The following is a 21932-nucleotide window of genomic DNA, read 5'->3' as shown; positions in this document are numbered from 1 at the left end:
GAAATTCTTGTAGATCGCGTTCCAGTTCCGCCTACCGCGGGTTCGATCAATTTCGCTCGATTCGGCAAAAGTGAACTGGGCGGCCCTTAGACTCCGGAAAAGCATCGGATTGGGCGGCTCGACGCCGCGGAGGAAAGGTGGTCCGTCGCGTGACGTTCACACCCAATCAGCCGGATCACCAACACGCCTTCGGGTTTCAGACGCCGTCGACCCGCGCAATTCCCTCCCTCATGCCCGACCGTTTCGGACCTAGCCTCATCGGATCGCTCTGGGCGTGCGCCGGGATCGTCGCCGGAAGCCTCGGCCCGTGGACGTCATCCTCCGCACTGGACCACAGTGGTATCGACGAATGCGGAGTGATCACTCTCGTCCTCGCTCTCTGCGCGGTGACCGCGCTGATCACCCTCATGGTTCGAGACGTCACGCCCGAGATCAAGAATCACTGCACCGGCCCTTTGGTCGGAATCGCGGTCTTGATCGTTGCCGTCGGAAACGCCGCGTCCATCGTGCGACGTAGTACCGAGTTCGCAGGGCACACTGCCGGACCGTCCATCGGGTGGGGACTGTGGGTGGTCATCGCGTCCGCAGTGATCCTGTGCATCATGTCGTCGACCGTCGCGCACATGATCAGGTTTCAGGCAGCAATGATCACAAGGTCTTGATCAGACCGCCGTCGATCACGAAATCCGCGCCTGTCACGTTCCCCGCACGATCGCTGGCGAGGAACAACACCAGGTCGGCAACCTCTTCGGGGAAGGTGAACCGCCCAGTCTCGGCTCCGGCCGCGGCGCTTTCGACGATGTCGTCGGCGGCTGATCCGCTCGCCTTCGCCAGCGTCGAGGCCACTCCGTGCTTGCCGAGCCACAACTCCGTTTGCACCGGGCCAGGGCTGACGGTATTGACGCGGATCCCCTGCCCGCCCAGTTCTTTCGACAACGACTTCGAGAAGTTGGTCAACGCCGCTTTGGCGGCGCTGTAGTCGATCACCGTGGGGTCAGGTAAGAATGCGTTGACCGAACTGATCGTCACGATGCTCCCGCCACCTCGGCGGATCAACTCCGGCAGCGCAGCGCGAACAGTGCGTACAGCCGACAAGAACGTCAGATTGAACGACGCCGCCCACTCTTCGTCTGTGATGGCCGCGAAACCGCTCGTTCTCGGGGTGACGGCGCCGACGTTGTTGACCAGGATGTCGACGCCGCCCCTCACTGCTGCAACCTCGAGCAGTCGGGTTGATCCTTCGACACTCGCGAGGTCGACGCCGACAAAGGTGACGGCGCCGCCGGACTGCAGCGATTCGAGTTCCGGCGAGAGCGTCCGCGAGCCCGCGACGACGTGGACTCCCTCGGCCACCAGGGCCCGAGTGATCGCCAACCCGATACCTTTTCCCGCGCCGGTAACGACGGCAGTTCGTCCGTCCAATTGCAGATCCACTGCGGTCCCCGTTCGGTCCGGTGTGCAGCGTTGGGTGTGCGTGCGACAGCTCTAGAGTCGCCGCACGCACCCCCTGGTAAACCTGCAGAACCAGCCGCTGTTACCTAGCCACTGTTACGAAGCGCAGTGGCCAGGCCGTTCATCGTCAGCTGGATACCCCGACGCACCTGATCGCTCTCGTCGCCGGAACGGTACCGACGGATCAGCTCGACCTGTAGATGGTTGAGAGGTTCGAGGTACGGGAACCGGTTGTGGACCGAACGCTCGAGGCCCGAGTTGTCGGCAAAGAGGTTCTCGTTGCCCGTGATTGCCTTGTACATGCGAATTGTGCGTTCGTGCTCGTCGGTGATCATTCCGAAGACTCGATCGCGCAGTTCGGCGTCGGGCACGAGGTCCGCGTACCGGGCCGCCAAACCGAGATCCGACTTCGACATCACCATGGCCATGTTCGAGAGCACGGTTCGGAAGAACGGCCACTTCTCGTACAGGGCCGTCAACGTGGCAAGCCGAGTGTCGTCTCCGTCTATCCATCTTTCGAACGCGGCGCCGGTTCCGTACCAACCCGGAAGCATCACGCGAGACTGACTCCACGAGAGCACCCAGGGAATCGCTCGCAGGTCGGAGATCGCCTTGGTCTGCTTGCGAGAGGCCGGACGAGAGCCGATGTTGAGTGCCCCGATCTCGGCGACCGGTGTCGACGCTTCGAAGTACTGCACGAATCCTGGTGTGTCGTGCACCAGTTCGCTGTACGCAGTGCGGGCGAGGGCAGCAAGCTCGTCCAGTACCGCATAGGCCGCGTCTGCATCGCTGCCGAGACCTTCTACGTCGAGCAACGTCGACTCGATAGTCGCTGCGATCAGTGTTTCGAGGTTGCGATGCGCCAGGCGCGGTTCGGCGTACTTGGCGGCAATCACCTCACCCTGCTCGGTGATTCGCAAAGAACCAGCGACTGCACCGGGAGGCTGGGCCAGAATCGCTTCGTAGCTCGGTCCGCCGCCACGTCCGACGGTTCCGCCGCGGCCGTGGAAGAGCCTCAACCTGATTCCGCTCTTACGCGCGGCATCGACGAGGTCGAGTTCGGCACGGTACAGCGCCCAGTTGGCTGCCAGGTACCCGCCGTCCTTGTTCGAGTCGGAGTACCCGAGCATCACTTCTTGACTGTCACCACGGGAACGGACGATCGCACGATAGATCGGGATGTCGAGCGTCGCCAGCAATGTGTCGGCGCCGCCCTGCAGATCCTCGATCGTCTCGAACAACGGCACGATGCCGATCGGGCACGAGGGCTCGCTACCGACGCCCGGATCGAGCACCCCGACCTCTTTGAGCAGCACTGCGGCCTCGAGCATGTCACTGACCGAGGTACACATGCTGATGATGTAGTTGGGTACCGCACCCGCTCCGAGAACCCGCACTGCCTTGGCACCGGCCGCCATGATGGCCAGTTCCTTGGTGGTCAATTCGCTGAACTCGGCGTCCGGCGAAGTCAGTGGTCGCCGCGTCGTCAACTCGGCCGACAGCAATTCGACTCGATCGGCTTCCGGCAAGGACGCGTAGTCCGGGTGAACTCCGGCCCACGCCAGAAGTTCTGCGACGACGCTTTCGTGTACCTCGGAGTTCTGCCGCATGTCCAGACCGGACAGGTGAAAGCCGAACACCTCCACCGCTTCTCGGAGCCGATCGAGTCGATCGTCGGCGATGGTCTCGTCACCGAAACGACGCAACGAGGTGTCGATGATTCCGAGATCCCGCTGCAACTGTGCCGGGTCGGTGTACGCCTCGAGTCCGTCGTCGGACCCGTGGGCGGGCAACTCCCCCAGTACCGTCAGTGCTGTGGCGCTCAAGCGCCCGCGGATACCGCGAATCGCGCGACGGTACGGCTCGTCGGCCCTGAAGGCAGAGTCGTCGCCGGAGGTAGACGCCAGCAGATCGAGTTCGGGCGTGACGGAAACCAGCCGCGCCGACATCGACAGTTCACGCTCGAGATGTTCGAGTTCCTCGAGGTGATGCTCGAGAGCAGTCGCCGCAGCGCGCGACGTGGCGCGCTGGACGATTTCGCCGGTCACGTACGGATTGCCGTCTCGGTCACCGCCGATCCACGAACCCGGCCTCAGGATCGGTTCCGGCAGGAGCCCGGCGTCCGGCCAACGAGTGCGCAGAGCTTTGCGAACCTCGGCGTTGATCTTCGGAATCACCTCGAACAACGCTGCGTCGTAGTAGCGCAGGCCTACCTCGATTTCATCCTGGATGCGGAGGCGGCTGAGCCGGATCAGAGCCGTCTGCCACAGGGTCAGGATCTGACGGCGCAATTGCAGATCGACATCAGCGGTTTCTGCGACGCTCAGCGCCGTGCGCTCGCGGTATCGCATCAACTCGGTGATCCGACTCTGCGTCTCGAACACCGTACGGCGTCGAGTCTCCGTCGGGTGAGCGGTGATGACGGGTGAGACCAGGGCGCCCCGCAGCGCTTCTTCGACGGTGGCCGAATCGATATCGGCTGCATCAAGTTTGGTGTACGTGGCCGCGAGAGTGCTGTCGCGGGGCGGTTCCCCCGCATTGACGTGGATGGCCCGTCGACGCTCGCGATGGATGTCCTCGGCCAGGTTGGCGAGCAGTGCGAAGTGACTGAACGCCCGGATGACGGGAATGGCGTCGTCCGTACTGATTTCGGCGAACAGCGACACCAGTTCGGCGCGATCGATCTCCGAACGACGGACTCGGAACGACTCGACACGGGCTCGCTCGACCAGATCGAACACATTGTCGCCGGCTTGCTCTCGCACTATTTGTCCGAGTATTCCGCCGAGAAGCCGGATGTCTTCGCGCAGCGGCTCGGTGGCCTCTCGCGGTGTTTCTCGATGCGACGCGGTTTCAGTCATCACACAATTATCGACCGAAACAAAGAACCCCGCTCGATAGGCGGGGTTCCGTGTCTGAAATTCGTGTGTGAAAAACTACCGGCTGTAAGTCATGAGCCGAGAATCAGGCGAACTTGATCTCCAGGCCGATGCCGACGATCGAAATGAGCCAGATCAACGCGGTGAAGACCGTCAACCGGTCGAGGTTCTTCTCGACAACAGTCGATCCGGACAGGCTGGACTGGACACCGCCACCGAACAGACTCGACAAACCGCCGCCCTTACCGCGATGCAGGAGCACCAAGGCGATGAGGAGCAAGCTGGTGATGACCAGCAGGATATCCAGGAACAGTTTCATGTCTGTCTACGTCCACCAATCCAATAGGGACAACTACAACCGATAACACCATACAGGCGCGCGCAGATAGCCTGACCACATACCCGCCTCGCACATAACTTTGCACCCGGCCAGGCACGACTCTTGGTCAGTGGCATCGATCACACTGTCGAGATACCGATTCAGTAGTTTTTCAGTTGACGCGACTCTACCTCCGAAAGGCCGGCTCCATGCTTTCCGACACTGCCCTGCCCGACACACCACGTCTGGCTTCGATTCACAACTTCCGCGACGTGGCCGGCCCCGGGTACGTCACGACCAGCGGACAGGCGATGAGCCGCGGAGTCTTCTACCGTGCAAACGTACTGACGCCCTCGCCCGAGGATCTTGCAATCGTGGAATCGCTGGGGCTGACCGCCGTCTATGACGTGCGCTCCGAAACCGAGGCGAACGAAACTCCCGACATCGTGCCGGCGCCGGCGATGTACGCCCACATTCCCATCCTGTCCGGAAACATCCACGCCGAAGCGATGGCTCTCCGAACAGCGGACGCTGCAACAGCTTTCATGCAGAACATCAATCGCAGCTTTGTCGCAGACCCCGTCACTCGGAACGGATTTTCGCAGTTGTTCGCCGCCCTGGCGACCACCGCGGGGCCGCAACTCTTCCACTGCACGGCGGGCAAGGACCGAACAGGTTGGGCGGCAGCACTACTGCAGACACTCGCTGGTGTACCGCGCGAAACGATCACGGCGGACTACCTGCTCACGAACACGTACTCGGCCGAGTACATCGATGCAACAGTCGCGAAGATCGCCGCTGCCACAGATGCAGACAAGGGCGAGGTGATCCGGTTGCTGCTTTCCGTCGACGCGAGTTACCTGGGCGCTGCCTTCGAGCAGGTCGAGCACCACTACGGGACCGTCGAGAACTATCTGACCGCCGGGTTGGAGCTTGCTCCCGAACTCGTCGGCGCTCTGGAAACCAAACTGGTGAGCTGAATCGCGAACAAAAAACTGCGGGCGTGTAACCTAGTCGGTCACACACCCGCAGTCTTAGTCTCGAGCAGTTTCAGCTCACTACCCGATCATCACGGGAGTGGACCGCCTGCAGCGATCGCAGACAGTGTCGCGAACTCGTCAGCCTTGAGTGACGCGCCTCCGACAAGAGCGCCGTCGACGTCGGCCTGGCCGACGATCTCTCCGACGTTCTTGGAGCTGACGCTACCGCCGTACAGAACGCGAACGCCGGCCGCGACCTCGGCGTCGGCAAGTTCGGCCACTGTTGCTCGTACCGCAGCACACACTTCCTGTGCATCGGCGGCAGAAGCGACACGGCCGGTGCCGATGGCCCAGACAGGTTCGTACGCAATGACGATCTTGGAGATCTCCTCCGCGCTCAGGCCCGCCAACGAACCCTTGAGCTGTTCGACGTTGTAGGCGACATGCTCGCCCGCTTCGCGGATCTCGAGGCCTTCGCCGATGCACACGATCGGCGTGAGGCCGTTCTTGAGAGCGGCCTTCGTCTTCGCGAGGACGGTCTCGTTGGTCTCACCGTGAAGGGTGCGACGCTCGGAGTGACCGACCACGACGAAGGTGCAACCGAGCTTGGCCAGCATGGAGCCGCTGATCTCGCCCGTGAACGCACCCGAGTCATGAGCCGAGACATCTTGCGCGCCGTACGTGAGGAGGAGCTTGTCGCCCTCGATCAGCGTCTGGACGCTTCGGATGTCGGTGAACGGCGGGATGACCGTGACGTCCACTTTGTCGAAGTACTTCGCAGGCAAAGAGAAAGCGATCTTCTGCACCAGGGCGATAGCCTCGAGGTGGTTCAGATTCATCTTCCAGTTGCCGGCGATCAACGGCTTACGTGCCATGTCGGATCAGCCTTCCAGTACTGCGATGCCAGGCAGCTCTTTGCCCTCGAGGTACTCGAGGGAAGCGCCACCACCGGTGGAAATGTGCGAGAAGCCCTCGTCCGGGATACCGAGCTGACGAACGGCTGCTGCGGAGTCGCCGCCGCCGACGACGCTGAAGGCGCCCTTCTCGGTTGCCTCCACGATTGCCTCGGCGACACCGCGGGTGCCTGCCTCGAACTTCGGGAACTCGAACACGCCCATCGGGCCGTTCCAGAACACCGTCTTGGCGCCGGTCAGGATCGCGGCAAAGCGCTTGACCGACTCCGGTCCGATGTCCAGACCCATCCAGCCGTCGGGAATCTTGTCGAACGGAACGATCTTCGACTCGGCATCGGCCGAGAAGGAGTCCGCGACGACAACATCCTGAGGGATGTGGATGACGTCGGCGTACCGGTCGAGGAGATCCTTGCAGGTCTCGATCATGGACTCTTCGCACAGCGAATTGCCCACGGACACACCCTGAGCCGCGAGGAACGTGTAGAACATTCCGCCGCCGATCACCAGAGTGTCGACCTTCGGCGCCAGTGCCTCGATGACGGCCAGCTTGTCCGAGACCTTGGAGCCACCGAGCACCACCGCGTACGGACGCGCCGCGTCCTGCGTGAGCTTGGCGAGCACCTCGACCTCGGCGCCGACCAGGTATCCGGCGTAATGCGGGAGCAGCTTCGCGACGTCGAAGACCGACGCCTGCTTACGGTGAACAACACCGAATCCGTCGGAGACGAATGCGCCGTCGTCACCGACCAGCTCGACGAGAGCCTTGGCGAGCTTGACCCGCTCGGCTTCGTCCTTGCTGGTCTCGCGAGGGTCGAAACGGATGTTCTCGAGCATCAGGACGTCACCGTCGGTGAGTCCTTCGGAACGAGCCAGCGCGTCCTGTCCCACGACGTCACCGGCGAGTTGCACGTTGCGACCGAGGATTTCGGCCAACTTCGCGGCAACCGGTGCGAGGGAGAACTTGGGATCGGGCTGACCGTCGGGGCGCCCGAGGTGCGCGGTCACGATGACCTTCGCTCCACCCTCGGCAAGTGCCCGCAGGGTGGGAGCGGACGCGACGATGCGACCCGGGTCCGTGATTTCTCCGCCATCCAACGGGACGTTGAGGTCGGAACGCACCAGTACGGTGCGCCCTTCGACCCCAGCGTCCAGCAGATCCTTCAGCGTCTGAACTGCCACTGTTATCGAAACTCCGCTCAGAGAGACTTGGCGACGAGGCCGATGAGGTCGGCGAGGCGGTTGGAGTAGCCCCACTCGTTGTCGTACCAGGAGACGATCTTGACCTGGTCGTCGATGACCTTCGTCAGACCCGAGTCGAAGATCGACGAGTGCGGGTCGGTGACGATGTCCGAGGAGACGATCGGTGCGTCGGTGTACTTCAGGATGCCCTTGAGGGGTCCTTCGGCAGCAGCCTTCATCGCAGCGTTGATCTCGTCGGCGGTGGCCGACTTCTTCAGGTTCGCGGTGAGGTCGGTGACCGAGCCCGTGGGGATCGGCACGCGCAGTGCGTAGCCGTCGAGCTTGCCGAGCAGCTGCGGGAGAACCAGGCCGATTGCCTTGGCTGCACCGGTACCGGTGGGAACGATGTTGAGGGCAGCTGCGCGGGCGCGACGGAGGTCTGCGTGCGGAGCGTCCTGCAGGTTCTGATCCTGGGTGTACGCGTGGATCGTGGTCATCAGACCCTTGACGATGCCGAACTCGTCGTCGAGAACCTTGGCGATGGGGCCGAGGCAGTTGGTGGTGCACGACGCGTTGGAGATGATGTTCTGGCTGCCGTCGTACTTGTCGTCGTTGACGCCCATCACGATGGTGATGTCTTCACCCTTGGCCGGAGCCGAGATGATGACCTTCTTGGCGCCGGCTTCGAGGTGTCCCTTGGCCTTTGCGGCGTCGGTGAAGATGCCGGTGGACTCGACGACGACGTCGACGCCCAGCTCGCCCCAGGGAAGTTCGTTCAACGGGCCACGGTGTGCGAGGGCCTTGATGCGCTGATCGCCGACGACGATCGTGTCGTCACCGTCGAGCGACACGTCGTACGGCAAACGGCCGAGGATGGAGTCGTACTTCAGCAGGTGAGCGAGCGTCGCGTTGTCAGTCAGGTCGTTGACTGCCACGATCTCGATATCGGTGGTTCCGAGCGCCTTCTGCGCATCCACCGCCCTGAAGAAGTTACGTCCGATACGGCCGAAACCGTTTACGCCAACCCGGACAGTCACAATTCGCTCCTTTGACCATGATTCTGGTGTGCAACTTGACCCACGCATACTCCGAATCCGTGTGTGCACGACGCGGACGTGGGGTTCATCGGTCGATGTGACTCATACCCTAATGCGCGTGGCCCGAACGTGCGCAGCCCACCCTGACGGAGGGCAGGTCACCCCTCTTCGAGTAGCTCCACATTCACTGCGGATTCGGTGTCGGGTATGCCCGTTTCCTTGGCCTTGCGATCAGCCATCGACAGCAGGCGACGGATACGTCCGGCAACGGCGTCCTTGGTCATCGGCGGGTCGGCCAACTGGCCGAGTTCTTCGAGGGACGCCTGCCGATGCTCGACGCGCAGTGCACCCGCCGCCGCGAGGTGATCGGGCACGTCCTCACCGAGGATCTCCAACGCACGCTCGACGCGCGCAGCAGCCGCAACGGCAGCGCGAGCAGAGCGTCGCAGGTTTGCGTCGTCGAAATTGGCGAGACGATTGGCGGTGGCGCGGACCTCGCGTCGCATCCGCCTCTCCTCCCACACCAGACGTGTGTCCTGGGCTCCCATTCGGGTCAGGAGATCGCCGATGGCCTCACCGTCGCGGATCACCACACGATCCGTTCCGCGAACCTCACGTGCCTTCGCCGAGATCCCCAGACGCCGCGCAGCTCCAACCAGAGCAAGTGCGGCTTCCGGGCCCGGGCAGCTCACTTCGAGCGCCGACGAACGGCCGGGTTCGGTCAGGGAACCGTGCGCGAGGAACGCACCGCGCCACGCTGCTTCGGCGTCGCCGACACTTCCGCCGACGACCTGCGCAGGCAAGCCGCGAACCGGGCGCCCGCGAAGATCGAGCAGTCCCGTCTGGCGCGCGAGGGCCTCACCCTCCTTCGCCACACGCACGATGTAGCGAGCGGACTTTCGAAGCCCGCCCGCACTGAGTACGTGTACATCGGCACTGTAGGTGAACAGGTCGAATATCTCCCGGCGCAGACGTCGCGCCGTGGAGCCCAGATCCACCTCTGCTTCGACGACCACCCGGCCGCCGACGATGTGGAGCCCACCGGCAAAGCGCAGCAACGCGGAGACCTCTGCCTTGCGGCAGCTGACCTGAGTCACCACTAACCGGCTCAGTTCGTCCTTGACCTCCGCTGTCATTGCCACGAAGCGTTCTCCCTCTGTTCTTCGGATTGCTGTTCTTGCAGGGAAGACTGTGTCGAATCCCCTACTGCCGCACTGCTCGACAGTTCAGCCAGTACATCGGCCAGTTTTGCCGGATCGTGTACATGCGCTGCGCCCGGTGAGGTGTCCGCGACATCCGCGTACCTGACTTCGGCTGAAAATTGATCCGCCGCACGCTGCAGATGTTCACGTTCACGCCCGGCCGGTACCGACGCCGAGTCGACCACCACGTAGTCGACCCGGAAATCGGGCACGTGTTGGGAGAGTACGTGCAGGTGACGCTCCGCGGAGAATCCGGCGGTCTCCCCCGGCTCGGGTGCGAGATTGAGCACCAGTACCTTTCGAGCCGTCGTCGACGACAGTGATTCGACGAGTTCGGGTACCAGGACGTGTGGGATCACGCTCGAGAACCACGATCCCGGGCCGAGAACCACGAGATCGGCACGATCGATCGCAGTCACGGCATCGGGGCACGCGGGCGGATTGGACGGGAGCAGTCTCACACGCCGAACCTTGCCCGGGGTGGTCGCGACGGCAACCTGTCCACGAATGCAGCGGCTGACGCGGGGGTCCTCTTCGAGTCCCTGAACGTCGGCTTCGATCTCGAGCGCGATCGGCGACATCGGCAGCACACGGCCACGGATTCGCAGCAGTCGCGCCATCTCGTCGAGCGCGACGACCGGATCGCCGAGCACCTCGGTCAGTCCGGCCAGGATGAGATTGCCCACCGAGTGCCCGGCAAGTGCGCCGACACCGCCGAAGCGATGCTGAATGGTCCGAGTCCAGTCGACTATCTCGGGTTCGTCCGACGCGAGAGCTGCCAGCGCCATCCGGAGGTCTCCAGGCGGGATGACGCCGAGTTCGGCGCGCAGCCGGCCCGACGAACCACCGTCGTCGGCGACCGTGACCACGGCGGTGACGTCGACCGTCAAGCGTCTGACGGCCTGGAGCGTGGCGAACAATCCGTGCCCGCCGCCGAGCGCGACGATGGCCGGCCCCTCGGGTGTCTCCCGCGAGCGATGTGTCGGTTCACTCATTCGCGCCCCAGATCCCGGTGCACGATGCTGACCGAGATGTCGTCCTCGGAACCCAAACGCCTCGCGAGAGCTTCGGACATGGCTACGCTTCGGTGCTTACCGCCGGTGCATCCGACCGCAATTGTCATGTAGCGCTTTCCTTCTCGTCGATATCCGGCGATCGTCAAATCCACCAGATGTCGGTAGGTGTCGAGATAGTCTTCCGCGCCCTCGCGCGACAACACGTAGTCGCGAACGTCGGCGTCCTGACCGGTGTGCGGGCGAAGTTCAGGGATCCAGTGGGGATTGGGCAGGAAACGAACGTCACAGACGAGATCGGCGTCCATGGGCAGGCCGTACTTGAATCCGAACGACTGGACCGTCACCTTCATCGTTCGGTTGGCATCGTTTCCGAACGCCGTTTCGATCTTCTGACGCAGCTGATGCGCCTTCAGTGCCGACGTGTCGATGACCAGATCGGCGGCCGCCTTCACCACGGCCAACTGCCGACGCTCGGCTGCGATCCCTTCGGACAACGTGCCGTCGATGCCGTCGTTCTGCAACGGATGACTGCGGCGCACCTGTTCGAACCGTCGGATCAACACGTCGTCCGACGCTTCGAGGTACAGCACCCGAGTGTGGATCGGTTCCGCCTCGAGTTCGGTGAGCACCCACCCGAGATCGCCGGTGAAGAGTCGACTCCGCACGTCGATCACGACGGCGAGACGATCGACCGGCGGATCGGAGGTCAAGCTCAGACCGACCATTCGGGAAATGAGCTCAGGTGGCAAATTGTCCGCGACATACCAGCCGAGGTCTTCGAGCACCTTGGCAGCGGTACTCAAACCTGCTCCGGACAATCCCGTCACCAGCAGGAAATCCATCGTTCGACTGTCTTTGGCGCTGTCGGTAGTCACTGTGCACTCGGCCCCGTCGTCGGCATGGACAATTCTCGCGACTCGGAGCCCTCGTCATCGCTACCGGATTCGGCGCTGGGCGCGTCAGCAGACGTAACAGACGATTCGGATTCCGTGTCCAGCTCATCATCCCCTACCGCGGCTGGCAGCGCTCGAGCTTCAGCACCCGCGTCGGCTGCAGCCGAATCCGTGCCGAGTGCGGCCAGAACTGCTGTGGCGGTGGTCTCACCGATACCGGGGACCTGCATGATCTCCTCGACCGTTGCCGTTTTCAGCTTCGCCACGGAACCGAAGTGAGCCACCAGAGCGGTTCGACGAGTTTCACCGAGCCCCTTGACCGAATCCAGAGCCGAAGCCGTCATCCGCCTCGAGCGTTTGCTGCGATGGAACGTGATCGCGAAGCGGTGGGCTTCGTCTCGGATGCGCTGCAGTAGATACAACGACTCGCTCGTCCGAGGGAGGATGACCGGATCTTCTTCCCCCGGTACCCATACCTCTTCGAGTCTTTTGGCCAACCCGACTACCGCGACGTCGGTCACCCCCAACTCGTCGAGGACCGCCGCTGCCGCCGTGACCTGAGGGGCGCCGCCGTCCACGACGAACAGATTGGGCGGATAGGCGAACCGCCGAGGCCGGCCCGTCGCCGGGTCGATCGCCGCTTCGGGAGCCAGGTCCCTACCGTCCGAGTCCATGGTCGACGCCGACGCCGCGAGGACGCCCAGGTCGCGGTTGTGGCGCAGGAACCGCCGACGCGTGATCTCGGCGATACTCGCGACGTCGTCGGAATGACCGTCGCCGGCGGCTTCCTTGATCGCGTAGTGGCGGTAGTCCGACTTACGCGGGAGCCCGTCCTCGAACACGACCAGTGACGCCACGACGTCGGTTCCCTGGACGTGACTGATGTCGATGCATTCGATTCGTAGCGGAGCCGAGTCCAGGTCCAGTGCTTCCTGGATGCCCTGCAGCGCCGCGGAACGCGAAGTGAAGTCGCCGGCGCGCTTGAGCTTGTGCTGCGCCAGAGCCTCTTTCGCGTTTCGCTGGACTGTTTCGGCGAGGTCTTTCTTGTCGCCGCGTTGCGGAACCCGCAGTTGCACTTGCGATCCCCGAAGCTTGCTCAGCCACGCCTGGATCTCGGTCGCGTTTGCCGGCAGAACCGGCACCAGAACTTCCTTGGGAACTGCGCTGATCCCGGCCTCGGAACCCGCTCCCGGGTCGAGGGCCGCCTGCTCCCCGTAGAACTGGGTGAGGAACTGCTCGACCAGGATCGGCAGGTCGGACTCGGCGTCGAGTGCGGCCCAGTCGATGGCGTCGCCTGCCTTCTCCACGACCCATCCACGCTGACCCCGCACGCGTCCGCCCCGCACGTGGAACACCTGAACGGCGGCTTCGAGATCATCAGTGGCAAAGGCGACGAGATCGGCGTCGGTGCCGTCACCGAGTACGACGGCCTGCTTCTCGAGCGCCTTGCGCAAAGCCCCGATATCGTCACGCAGACGGGCTGCGGTCTCGAAGTCGAGGTCCTCGGAAGCCTGCTGCATGCGCTTTTCGAGATCTTTGACCAACTTGTCCGTGCGGCCGGCGAGGAAGTCGCAGAAATCTTCGACGATCTGACGATGCTCCTCGGCGCTGACTCGCCCGACGCAGGGCGCCGAGCACTTGTCGATGTAGCCGAGCAGACACGGCCGGCCGATCTGGTTGTGTCGTTTGAAGACTCCGGACGAGCACGTTCGTGCGGGAAAGACTCGTAGCAGCAGATCGAGTGTTTCGCGGATGGCCCAGGCATGGGAGTAGGGACCGAAGTACCGGACACCCTTGCGCCGCGGACCGCGGTAGACGAACAAGCGCGGGAACTCTTCGTTGAGCGTCACCGCGAGAACCGGATACGTCTTGTCGTCGCGGTACCGAACGTTGAACCGCGGATCGAATTCCTTGATCCAGTTGTACTCGAGCTGAAGCGCTTCGACTTCGGTACTGACGACGGTCCACTCGACGCTGCCGGCGGTGGTCACCATCTGCCGAGTACGGGGATGCAGTGTCGTGACGTCCGCGAAGTACGAGTTCAAACGTGAACGGAGGCTTTTCGCCTTTCCGACGTAAATGACCCGACCATGCGGATCGCGAAATTTGTAGACGCCCGGCGCAGCCGGAATGGTTCCGGTAGCGGGGCGGTAAGTCGAGGGATCCGGCACGGCTTCAGGTTAGTCGCCGCCACCGACCGACTCGGAAACGCGCAGGATGCGGGCACCGAACCGGTCGGAAGACGTCAGTTGCTCTTGTGCGCGACCGGTGCGTAGCGGTCGGCCAGTTCGCGGAACTTACCGACCGTGTCGACGGCGTACTCGCGGTCGTTGGACTGGATCGCCATCACTGCCATGTACTCGTCGTCGGGCAATTCGATGCGTGCCCAGGCGGCACCGTCGGGGAACGAGAGTCCCTCGAACAGATCCCAGTCGACGATCTTCTCGCCCAGGATGTTTCGTACGGCAATACCCTGCTTGCCCACCTTGACCCGGGGCCGCGTCAACATCAGCACACCGAGAGCCAGAATGGTGCCGATGCCTGCCATCGCGATCTGGTCCGCGGCACGGAAGTACACGCCGGTGGACCCCTGGCGAAGCAGGAGTGCCAGTGTGACGTGAACGATCACCAGGAGGACGGCAACTCCGATCGCGTATCGCGTCGACTTACGCGGTGACGCGATCAGTTCCCAGTTCTCGTTGTCGCCGGGTGTACTCATCGAAACGAATCCTCGGTCCATGGTGCTCGGAGATGGCGCAGGGTCACTGCGGTGTCCAGTGCGGCGGCGCAGGCCTGTGCGCCCTTGTCCTCGACGCTACCCGGCAGACCCGAACGGTCAAGAGCCTGCTGCTCGGTGTCGGTGGTCAGGACACCGTTCCCCACGGGGGTGCTTTCGTCGAGCGAGACGCGTGTGAGGCCCGCGGTGACCGCGTCGCACACGTACTCGAAGTGCGGCGTGCCGCCGCGGATGACAACACCGAGAGCGACGACGGCGTCGTGCGTGCGCGCCAATGCCTGCGCAACGACCGGCAGTTCGATCGCGCCGGCGACACGGACCAGTGTCACGTCCTTGATCTGTGCTTCCTGCGCGACGCGCTGCGCGCCGGCGATCAGGGCCTCGGAGATCGTCGCGTGCCACTGCCCGGCAACGATCGCCAGCTTCAGATCCTTGGCCTCGGCGATCGCGAGCTGCGGCTGACCTTCGCCGCTCACAGTGCGGTTCCCGGCTGTGCGGTGTTCTGGTTCGCCTCGTACTCGTCCAGTCCGATCAGATCGTGCCCCATCCGATCGCGCTTGGTGCGCAGGTAGGTGAGGTTCTCCGCATTCGCGCGCAGCGGCATCGGAACACGATCGGTGATCTGCAGGCCGTAGCCGTCCAGACCCACACGCTTGGCCGGGTTGTTGGTCAGCAGACGCATCGACGAGATCCCCAGATCGACGAGGATCTGGGCACCGATGCCGTAGTCACGGGCGTCCGCCGGTAGGCCGAGTTCGAGATTGGCGTCGACGGTGTCGGAACCGGCGTCCTGGAGCTGGTAGGCCTGCAGCTTGTGCATGAGACCGATGCCACGACCCTCGTGCCCGCGCATGTACAGAACAACGCCGCGGCCCTCCTGGGCGACCATGTCCAGTGCGGCGTCGAGCTGCGGGCCGCAATCGCACCGCAGCGAACCGAAGACGTCGCCGGTGAGGCACTCGGAGTGAACGCGGACGAGTACGTCGCTACCGTCTCCGTCGGGGCCTGCGATGTCGCCGCGCACCAGCGCAACGTGCTCGACCTCGTCGTAGATGCTCGTGTAGCCGACAGCGGTGAACTCACCGTGGCGGGTGGGGATGCGGGCCTCGGCGATACGCAGCACGTGCTTCTCGTGCTTGCGACGCCACGCGATGAGGTCCGCGATCGAGATCAGAGCAAGGTTGTGTTCGTCGGCAAATACTCGCAGCTCGTCGGTCTGAGCCATTGCGCCTTCGTCCTTCTGGCTGACGATTTCGCAGATGACGCCGGCAGGACGCAGGTCCGCCATGCGGGCGAGGTCGACTGCAGCTTCCGTGTGGCCAGGACGACGCAGTACTCCGCCTTCCTTCGCGCGGAGCGGAACGACGTGACCGGGGCGAGTGAAATCGTTGGCACCGGATTCGGGGTTGGCGAGCAGACGCATCGTCGCAGCGCGGTCCGACGCCGAGATGCCGGTACCGATTCCCTCACGGGCGTCGACGGTGACGGTGTACGCCGTGCCGTGCTTGTCCTGGTTGGTGGCGTACATCGGGGGCAGGCCCAGCCGATCGCAATCGTCACCGTCGAGCGGCACGCACAGGTAGCCGGAGGTGTACCGGACCATGAACGCCACCAGTTCCGGGGTGGCTTTCTCGGCGGCGAAGATGAGGTCGCCCTCGTTCTCGCGATCCTCGTCGTCCACGACGACAACAGCTTTACCTGCAGCGATATCTGCTACTGCGCGCTCGATACTGTCGAACCTGGTCACGTGCTCGCACTCCAAAGTCTTGACTTTTCACATCATCGAATACAACAAGTGCATCCGACGGATGCACTGACAACCCTACGACCAATCGGACGGGTCCGATCAGCCTGGTCCTACCGACCGGCAGAGTGAAGCCGCTCGACGTACTTCGCGATCACGTCCACCTCGAGGTTGACCGGCGTACCGACCACAGCGGTTCCGAGCGTCGTCAACTCGAGCGTTGTCGGGATCAGCGAGATCTCGAAGTACTCGAACCCGCGGTCTCCGCCCAGCGCGGAGACCGTCAGCGAGACTCCGTCGACGGTGATCGAACCCTTCTCCACGACGTAACGGGAAATGGAGTCGGGCAGTGCGATCCGCACTACCTCCCAGTTCTCGGACGGCGAGCGGGAAATGACGTGGCCTGTTCCATCGACATGCCCTTGAACCAGGTGGCCGCCGAGTCGGCTGTTCAGCGCCGCGGCACGCTCGAGGTTGACGCGAGAGCCGACATCCAATTTCGCCAGGCTCGAGCGGTTCAGGGTTTCCTGCATGACATCTGCGGTGAACGAACCGTCGGCAAGCACGTCGACCACCGTCAGGCACACTCCGTTGACCGCGATCGAATCACCGTGGCCGGCGTCGGAGGTGACCAGTGGCCCGCGCACCGTGAAACGTGCAGCATCGACCAGTTCTTCCTTGGCGACGATTTCGCCGAGTTCTTCCACAATTCCTGTGAACACGCGCCCTACTCCTCGTTCCCCGGAGCAGAACTCTCCGGAACCAGACTCAACAAAATATCGGGGCCGATCGTTACCGCAGACTCCAAACGGAATCGGTGGGCGTCGGTGATGGTGTGCACTCCGGCATCGACGAGTGCGGAGGCGCCCGCGCCGAGCAGGATCGGAGCGATGTATGCCTCTATGACGTCGACATATCCGGCGGCAAGGAATGCTCCGGCTAGACGGGGCCCACCCTCGAGAAGTACGTCCGTGTACTCCCCCAACGCCTCGACTACTTCGTCGACGTTGTCGGTGTTGAGCACCAGAGTCGGTGCGGTGTCGTCGAGAATGCTTGCCGTCGAGGGTATTTCGCGCTTTCCGACGACGACACGAACGGGCTGGTGCGCCGCGAGCTCACCGGTGGGCTGACGTGCGGTCAGCCACGGATCGTCGGCGAACACGGTGCCGGTACCGACCACGATCGCATCGATCTGCGCTCGCTGCGCATGCACGCGCGCCCTCGCCTGCGGACCGGTGATCCACTGACTCGTTCCGTCCTCGGCGGCGCTGCGTCCGTCCAGACTGGCCGCGTACTTCCACGTGATGTGCGGGCGACCGGTGCGCTGTTTGTGCAGCCAGGCCCGCAGTGGACCAGCTTCCACCTCGGATGCTCGCAGTCCGGCCGTGACGCTGATTCCAGCGCGCATGAGCGTCGCTGCGCCGCCGGAAGCCTCGGGATTGGGATCACCGACGGCGTAGACAACCGCCGAGACTCCGGCGTCGATCAATGCCTGCGAGCAAGGGCCGGTTCGTCCCTGGTGATTGCACGGTTCCAGTGTCACCACGGCCGTACCGCCACGTGCCGCATCGCCGGCCTCGTCGAGAGCCACGACCTCCGCGTGCGGTCCACCGGGCGGTTGCGTCATACCGACGCCCGCGATGGTTCCGTCGGCAGCGAGGATGACCGCGCCGACCGGTGGGTTGGGGCTGGTGAATCCGCGCGCGGAATCAGCTGCGGCCAGCGCGATCTGCATCGCGGCGTCGAGATCAGCCGTCGACGCCTGTCCACCCTTTGCCATCGAGCGGCTCAGACCGACAGCGTCAGGTGCGGCGACGCCGAGGCGGCCTGCGCGCGCAGCTTGCGCACCGCCTCACCGGGATCACTCGCTCCGTACACCGCCGAACCGGCGACGAAGCAGTCGATCCCTGCTTCGGCGGCCTGCTCGATCGTGGAAGCGTTGATGCCGCCGTCGATTTCGACAAGGAGCGTCAGCTCACCCGAGTCGACGAGCTTTCGAACTGCGCGTGCCTTGTCGAGCACCTGAGGCATGAAGGACTGACCACCGAATCCGGGTTCGACGCTCATGATCAAGAGGGTGTCGAAGTCCTCGAGGATTTCCAGGTAGTCGTCGATCGGGGTTCCAGGCTTGATGCTCAGCCCCGCCTTGGCACCAGCTGCACGAATATCGCGGGCAACCGAACGCGGATCGTCGGTGGCCTCGGCGTGAAACGTGACGTTGTACGCACCGGCCTCGGCGTACGGCGGCGCCCAGCGCTCCGGATTCTCGATCATGAGATGGCAGTCGAGCGGAATATCCGTCGCCTTCAGCAGACTCTCGACCACCGGCAGACCCAGCGTGAGATTGGGAACGAAATGCGCGTCCATCACGTCGACGTGAAGCCAGTCGGAGCCGGACACGGCAGTCGCTTCATCAGCGAGTCGAGCAAAATCTGCGGACAGAATGGACGGTGCAATCATCGGGGAAGCCACGACGCCGAGTTTAGCTGTGTCTCATTGCCGACCGTGCATGCACATCGGAGCCGGTGAAATCCGATCAGTTCTTGACGACGGTGTGGAGCTTTCGCACCTTGGCCGGTGCCTTGATACGCCACGCGTCTTCGAGCATCTCACCCAACTGCACCTCGTCGATCAGTTCGAGGTGCACCAGGATCGAGCCGTGCCCGTGATAGTGATCGGTGGTGAAGAAAGCCGCCTCGCCACTGGCGAGTAGCGCCTCCTTCTCGTCCAGACCGCACATCACGACCAAAGCACCCTCCGCTTCGGTGCGGAGCCGCGCAAAAGTTTTACCTGCCACCTTGAGTGCCGGGGTGTTGTACGAGGTCGACTCTTCCACGGAGGGAAGAGCCGAACCCAGTACTACAACCTGTTCCCACGTAACCATGTAGGCACCATACGACTACCGATGCCCAGAAGTCATCCGATCAGGCCAGCGGCTTGCGCAAAGCGGCCATGAACATAGCGTCCGTGCCGTGTCGATGCGGCCACAACTGAACCGACGATCCGTCTCCGACGTCCGGGACACCTGGCACCAATTCCTTGGTGTCGAGTTCCACGACGCCGTGACGCCGCACCGCATCGGCGACCACTGCCAGCGTTTCCGACAAGTGCGGCGAGCACGTGGAGTACAGCACCACTCCGCCGGGGCGAACCAGTTCGATTGCGGCAGCAAGCAATTCACGCTGCAACTTCACGAGCGGAGCCACATCGGACGGCTGGCGACGCCAACGTGCCTCCGGGCGCCGACGCAGCGCACCCAACCCGGTGCAGGGAGCGTCGACGAGGATGCGGTCGTATCCGGGTTCGAGCCCGGATTCGCGGCCGTCCGCCACGTGTACGTCCACGGGAAGCTCGCGAGTGGTCTTGCGAATCAACTCGGCACGGTGTTCGACGGGCTCGACGGCGTCGAGTCGCCCGCCTTCGATACCGGCGAGAGCGCCGAGAAGCGCTGCCTTACCGCCCGGACCTGCGCAGAGATCGAGCCAGCGTCCGGAGTCTTCACCTTCGAGAGGAGCAATGCTGAGGGCGCGGGCCACCAGCTGACTGCCCTCGTCCTGCACGCCCGCCAAGCCTTGGCGGACCGCCTCGAGCTGTCCGGGGTCACCGCCGTCGAGATGCACGGCGTACGGCGAGTACGGCCCGATCTCGCCGCCGGTCACCAGTGCTAGCTCCTCGGCGGAGATCTCGCCGGGGCGGGCGACGAGGTGTACTGCAGGGCGGGCGTCGTCGGCGATCAGGACGTCTTCGAGTTCACCGGCAGCAGCGCCGAGCGAGTCGGCAAATACCTGCGCGATCCACAGGGGGTGAGCGTGCTCGAAGGCGAGCCGGCCGACCGGGTCCTTCGGGGCCAGCAGCTCGACCCACTCCTCCTGGGTGCGTTCGGAAACACGGCGCAGGACCGCATTGACGAATCCTGCTCGGCCCTGGCCGTTTTCGGCGCGGACCAGATCGACCGAGGTTGCGACGGCAGCGTGCGGTGCGACACGAGTGCGCAGCAATTGGTACGAGCCGAGTCGGAGTACATCGAGCAGCGTTCCGTCGATCTCTTCGATCGGCCGACCCGCTGCATGGGCGATCACCGCATCCAGCAGTCCCTGAGCACGTGCCGCGCCGTACGCCAGTTCGGTTGCCAGCGCAGCGTCGCGTGCGTCGAGTTTGCGGTCACGCAGGAGCCCTGGCAGAACCAGGTTCGCGTACGCGTCACGCTCACGGACCGCGCGCAGGACGTCACGCGCCGCCAGACGCGGTTGATCGAGCCCGGCGGTTGCCGGATCAGGCCGCTTGGCCTGCTTCGGCTTGGTGTTCTTGGCGCCGCCGCCGTTCTTGGCTCCGGGACCCTGTGTCCGCCGTGCCGGTCGTCGTGATTCGGTCACTGTGCTCGTACCTCCGCGTCGAGTCGGGCACCGCGTGCCCAGTCCCCTGCCGACATCAATTTCTTGCCCGGGGGCTGAATCTGCCCGAGTCGCACCGCGGTGGTCGCGGTACCGATGTACAGACCATCCTTGCGTACCGAGATCTCACCGACTGCCAGGGTCTCGTCCGTGACGGTGATCGGGCCGACCTTGACTCGAAGATCACCGATCATCGTCCATGCCCCGGGTGCGGGTGTGACGGCTCGGATATGCCGGTCCACTGTGCGAGCGGGCAGTTCCCACCGCACGCGGGCCGCGTCCACCGTCACCTTGGGGGCATACGAGACGCCGTCGGCAGACTGCGGAACCGCGTTGATCTCGCCGGCCTCGAGTCCGTCGAGTACCGATTCGAGGAGGGCAGCGCCGTTTTCCGCGAGACGTCCGAGCAGGTCGCCCGCCGTATCGGTGTCGCGAATCCGCTCGGTCATCACTCCGTACACGGGGCCGGTATCCATCCCGGCTTCCAAACGGAACGCGCTCGCACCCGTCACCTCGTCACCGGCACTGATCGCGGCCTGCACCGGCGCGGCGCCGCGCCACGCGGGAAGCAACGAGAAATGCAGATTGACCCAACCGTATTTCGGAATGTCGAGGACGTTCTGTGGCAACAGGTTTCCGTAGGCGACGACGGGTGCACAGTCCGGTTCGAGGCGGGCGAGTTCGGCCGCGAAGTCGGGATCGGACGCCTTGGCCGGCGTCAGCACCGGGATGCCGTGCTCGTCGGCAAGCAGACCGATCGGCGATCGGGTGACTTTTCGACCGCGGCCCGCCACAGCGTCCGGACGCGTGACGACGGCTACCACTTCGTGGTCGGCGGATTCGATGAGCCGACGCAGTGAAGGAACCGCGGGTTCGGGTGTTCCGGCGAACACGACGCGCATGTCAGCTCTCCCGTTTCGTTGGGCTCTTCGGACTCTGATCAGCCGATCGGCCTGTCGAACGCGGTGGACTGCAACTCACGAAAATGCTCCCGGATGTGTCGGTGGGTGGAACTGTCAGTCTAAGGACTGCGAGAGCTACGACCTACCTCGCGCCGCACCGAACCACTTTCTCAGCAATTTCTTTGATCAGAACCCTGCACATTCACCGGTCCTCGGTATTGACTGTTTCTGTCGTCGCCACTCGGCGGAGGCTGATACGGGATACACCGATCACACGGAGGAACTTA

At 63.8% G+C, this 21932-nt stretch carries 21 protein-coding genes; 2 read left to right on the top strand and 19 right to left on the bottom strand.

The genetic code is table 11. From position 1 onward, the window contains the following. The first annotated feature begins 149 nt into the window (after positions 1 to 149). Positions 150 to 662 (top strand): hypothetical protein, encoded by a 513-nt coding sequence (locus P0M12_RS26880; protein WP_277377095.1) that lies wholly within the window; start codon positions 150 to 152, stop codon positions 660 to 662. Here the strand turns inward: P0M12_RS26880 and P0M12_RS26875 are convergent. The 3 genes from P0M12_RS26875 to secG all read right to left on the bottom strand — a co-directional run bounded on the left by P0M12_RS26875 (position 649) and on the right by secG (position 4650). Next, positions 649 to 1434: an oxidoreductase gene (locus P0M12_RS26875; protein ID WP_007727953.1), complete on the bottom strand. Its 786-nt coding sequence runs from the start codon at positions 1432 to 1434 to the stop codon at positions 649 to 651. The two genes, P0M12_RS26880 and P0M12_RS26875, sit on opposite strands and share 14 nt — an antisense overlap. Positions 1435 to 1538: 104 nt before the next feature. After that, positions 1539 to 4313, bottom strand: coding sequence for a phosphoenolpyruvate carboxylase (ppc, locus tag P0M12_RS26870; RefSeq protein WP_030536411.1), 2775 nt, complete (start codon positions 4311 to 4313; stop codon positions 1539 to 1541). Positions 4314 to 4416: 103 nt separating this feature from the next. After that, positions 4417 to 4650: a preprotein translocase subunit SecG gene (gene secG / locus P0M12_RS26865; RefSeq protein ID WP_003944946.1), complete on the bottom strand. Its 234-nt coding sequence runs from the start codon at positions 4648 to 4650 to the stop codon at positions 4417 to 4419. Between the two features lie 209 nt (positions 4651 to 4859). On the opposite strand from secG, the gene P0M12_RS26860 reads away from it, so the two are divergent. Then, a complete protein-coding gene (locus P0M12_RS26860; protein WP_277377093.1) occupies positions 4860 to 5630 on the top strand; it encodes a tyrosine-protein phosphatase in 771 nt (256 codons plus the stop codon). A gap of 89 nt (positions 5631 to 5719) precedes the next feature. Here the strand turns inward: P0M12_RS26860 and tpiA are convergent, their stop codons facing one another. From tpiA to fmt, 16 genes are all read right to left on the bottom strand, one after another. Beyond that, the gene (gene tpiA, locus P0M12_RS26855) at positions 5720 to 6505 is read right to left on the bottom strand and encodes a triose-phosphate isomerase (protein WP_162113539.1); all 786 of its coding nucleotides are present in this window, start codon (positions 6503 to 6505) and stop codon (positions 5720 to 5722) included. Between the two features lie 6 nt (positions 6506 to 6511). Further along, positions 6512 to 7723 (bottom strand): phosphoglycerate kinase, encoded by a 1212-nt coding sequence (locus P0M12_RS26850; protein ID WP_003944901.1) that lies wholly within the window; start codon positions 7721 to 7723, stop codon positions 6512 to 6514. Positions 7724 to 7740: 17 nt separating this feature from the next. After that, positions 7741 to 8760, bottom strand: a complete 1020-nt coding sequence (gene gap / locus P0M12_RS26845; protein ID WP_003944851.1) for a type I glyceraldehyde-3-phosphate dehydrogenase — start codon at positions 8758 to 8760, stop codon at positions 7741 to 7743. Between the two features lie 158 nt (positions 8761 to 8918). Then, positions 8919 to 9896: a DNA-binding protein WhiA gene (gene whiA / locus P0M12_RS26840; RefSeq protein ID WP_021344225.1), complete on the bottom strand. Its 978-nt coding sequence runs from the start codon at positions 9894 to 9896 to the stop codon at positions 8919 to 8921. Continuing rightward, positions 9893 to 10957, bottom strand: coding sequence for a uridine diphosphate-N-acetylglucosamine-binding protein YvcK (gene yvcK, locus P0M12_RS26835; protein WP_064688254.1), 1065 nt, complete (start codon positions 10955 to 10957; stop codon positions 9893 to 9895). The genes whiA and yvcK overlap by 4 nt, the downstream gene beginning before the upstream one ends. After that, complete coding sequence (rapZ, locus tag P0M12_RS26830) at positions 10954 to 11853, bottom strand: RNase adapter RapZ (RefSeq protein ID WP_003944872.1); 900 nt, start codon at positions 11851 to 11853, stop codon at positions 10954 to 10956. The genes yvcK and rapZ overlap by 4 nt, the downstream gene beginning before the upstream one ends. Then, positions 11850 to 14042 (bottom strand): excinuclease ABC subunit UvrC, encoded by a 2193-nt coding sequence (uvrC, locus tag P0M12_RS26825; RefSeq protein WP_277377092.1) that lies wholly within the window; start codon positions 14040 to 14042, stop codon positions 11850 to 11852. The genes rapZ and uvrC overlap by 4 nt, the downstream gene beginning before the upstream one ends. Before the next feature lie 74 nt (positions 14043 to 14116). Continuing rightward, complete coding sequence (locus tag P0M12_RS26820; RefSeq protein WP_003944987.1) at positions 14117 to 14590, bottom strand: PH domain-containing protein; 474 nt, start codon at positions 14588 to 14590, stop codon at positions 14117 to 14119. Beyond that, positions 14587 to 15084: a 6,7-dimethyl-8-ribityllumazine synthase gene (gene ribH, locus P0M12_RS26815; protein WP_003944999.1), complete on the bottom strand. Its 498-nt coding sequence runs from the start codon at positions 15082 to 15084 to the stop codon at positions 14587 to 14589. Before ribH ends, P0M12_RS26820 begins: the two co-directional genes overlap by 4 nt. Then, positions 15081 to 16355: a bifunctional 3,4-dihydroxy-2-butanone-4-phosphate synthase/GTP cyclohydrolase II gene (locus P0M12_RS26810; RefSeq protein ID WP_003944833.1), complete on the bottom strand. Its 1275-nt coding sequence runs from the start codon at positions 16353 to 16355 to the stop codon at positions 15081 to 15083. Before P0M12_RS26810 ends, ribH begins: the two co-directional genes overlap by 4 nt. Before the next feature lie 110 nt (positions 16356 to 16465). Further along, entirely contained in the window at positions 16466 to 17074 is a 609-nt protein-coding gene (locus P0M12_RS26805) for a riboflavin synthase (protein WP_003944892.1), read from the bottom strand. A 5-nt stretch (positions 17075 to 17079) separates the two neighbouring features. Further along, positions 17080 to 18132 (bottom strand): bifunctional diaminohydroxyphosphoribosylaminopyrimidine deaminase/5-amino-6-(5-phosphoribosylamino)uracil reductase RibD, encoded by a 1053-nt coding sequence (ribD, locus tag P0M12_RS26800; protein WP_277377091.1) that lies wholly within the window; start codon positions 18130 to 18132, stop codon positions 17080 to 17082. A gap of 8 nt (positions 18133 to 18140) precedes the next feature. Further along, positions 18141 to 18824, bottom strand: coding sequence for a ribulose-phosphate 3-epimerase (rpe, locus tag P0M12_RS26795; protein ID WP_030536417.1), 684 nt, complete (start codon positions 18822 to 18824; stop codon positions 18141 to 18143). 64 nt (positions 18825 to 18888) lie between these two features. Continuing rightward, positions 18889 to 19236 carry an MmcQ/YjbR family DNA-binding protein gene (locus P0M12_RS26790; RefSeq protein ID WP_003944924.1) on the bottom strand — a complete coding sequence of 116 codons (348 nt, stop codon included), beginning with the start codon at positions 19234 to 19236 and terminating at the stop codon, positions 18889 to 18891. 40 nt (positions 19237 to 19276) lie between these two features. Continuing rightward, positions 19277 to 20725, bottom strand: a complete 1449-nt coding sequence (locus P0M12_RS26785; RefSeq protein WP_003944903.1) for a transcription antitermination factor NusB — start codon at positions 20723 to 20725, stop codon at positions 19277 to 19279. After that, positions 20722 to 21645, bottom strand: coding sequence for a methionyl-tRNA formyltransferase (gene fmt / locus P0M12_RS26780; RefSeq protein ID WP_042445672.1), 924 nt, complete (start codon positions 21643 to 21645; stop codon positions 20722 to 20724). The genes P0M12_RS26785 and fmt overlap by 4 nt, the downstream gene beginning before the upstream one ends. Between the last annotated feature and the right edge of the window lie 287 nt (positions 21646 to 21932).

Source organism: Rhodococcus sp. RCBS9, from assembly GCF_029457415.1.
GTDB classification, from domain to species: domain Bacteria; phylum Actinomycetota; class Actinomycetes; order Mycobacteriales; family Mycobacteriaceae; genus Rhodococcus_F; species Rhodococcus_F qingshengii.
Note: the sequence above shows the minus strand (reverse complement) of the source record. Positions and strands in the feature narration are given on the sequence as shown.

Excerpts from the sequence above, each read along its gene's own strand:
- ppc (WP_030536411.1), bottom strand. The coding sequence starts at position 4,313 with ATGACTGAAACCGCGTCGCATCGAGAAACACCGCGAGAGGCCACCGAG.
- secG (WP_003944946.1), bottom strand. The coding sequence starts at position 4,650 with ATGAAACTGTTCCTGGATATCCTGCTGGTCATCACCAGCTTGCTCCTC.
- P0M12_RS26860 (WP_277377093.1), top strand. The coding sequence starts at position 4,860 with ATGCTTTCCGACACTGCCCTGCCCGACACACCACGTCTGGCTTCGATT.
- tpiA (WP_162113539.1), bottom strand. The coding sequence starts at position 6,505 with ATGGCACGTAAGCCGTTGATCGCCGGCAACTGGAAGATGAATCTGAAC.
- whiA (WP_021344225.1), bottom strand. The coding sequence starts at position 9,896 with ATGACAGCGGAGGTCAAGGACGAACTGAGCCGGTTAGTGGTGACTCAG.
- yvcK (WP_064688254.1), bottom strand. The coding sequence starts at position 10,957 with ATGAGTGAACCGACACATCGCTCGCGGGAGACACCCGAGGGGCCGGCC.
- P0M12_RS26820 (WP_003944987.1), bottom strand. The coding sequence starts at position 14,590 with ATGAGTACACCCGGCGACAACGAGAACTGGGAACTGATCGCGTCACCG.
- ribD (WP_277377091.1), bottom strand. The coding sequence starts at position 18,132 with ATGGCAAAGGGTGGACAGGCGTCGACGGCTGATCTCGACGCCGCGATG.
- P0M12_RS26790 (WP_003944924.1), bottom strand. The coding sequence starts at position 19,236 with ATGGTTACGTGGGAACAGGTTGTAGTACTGGGTTCGGCTCTTCCCTCC.
- fmt (WP_042445672.1), bottom strand. The coding sequence starts at position 21,645 with ATGCGCGTCGTGTTCGCCGGAACACCCGAACCCGCGGTTCCTTCACTG.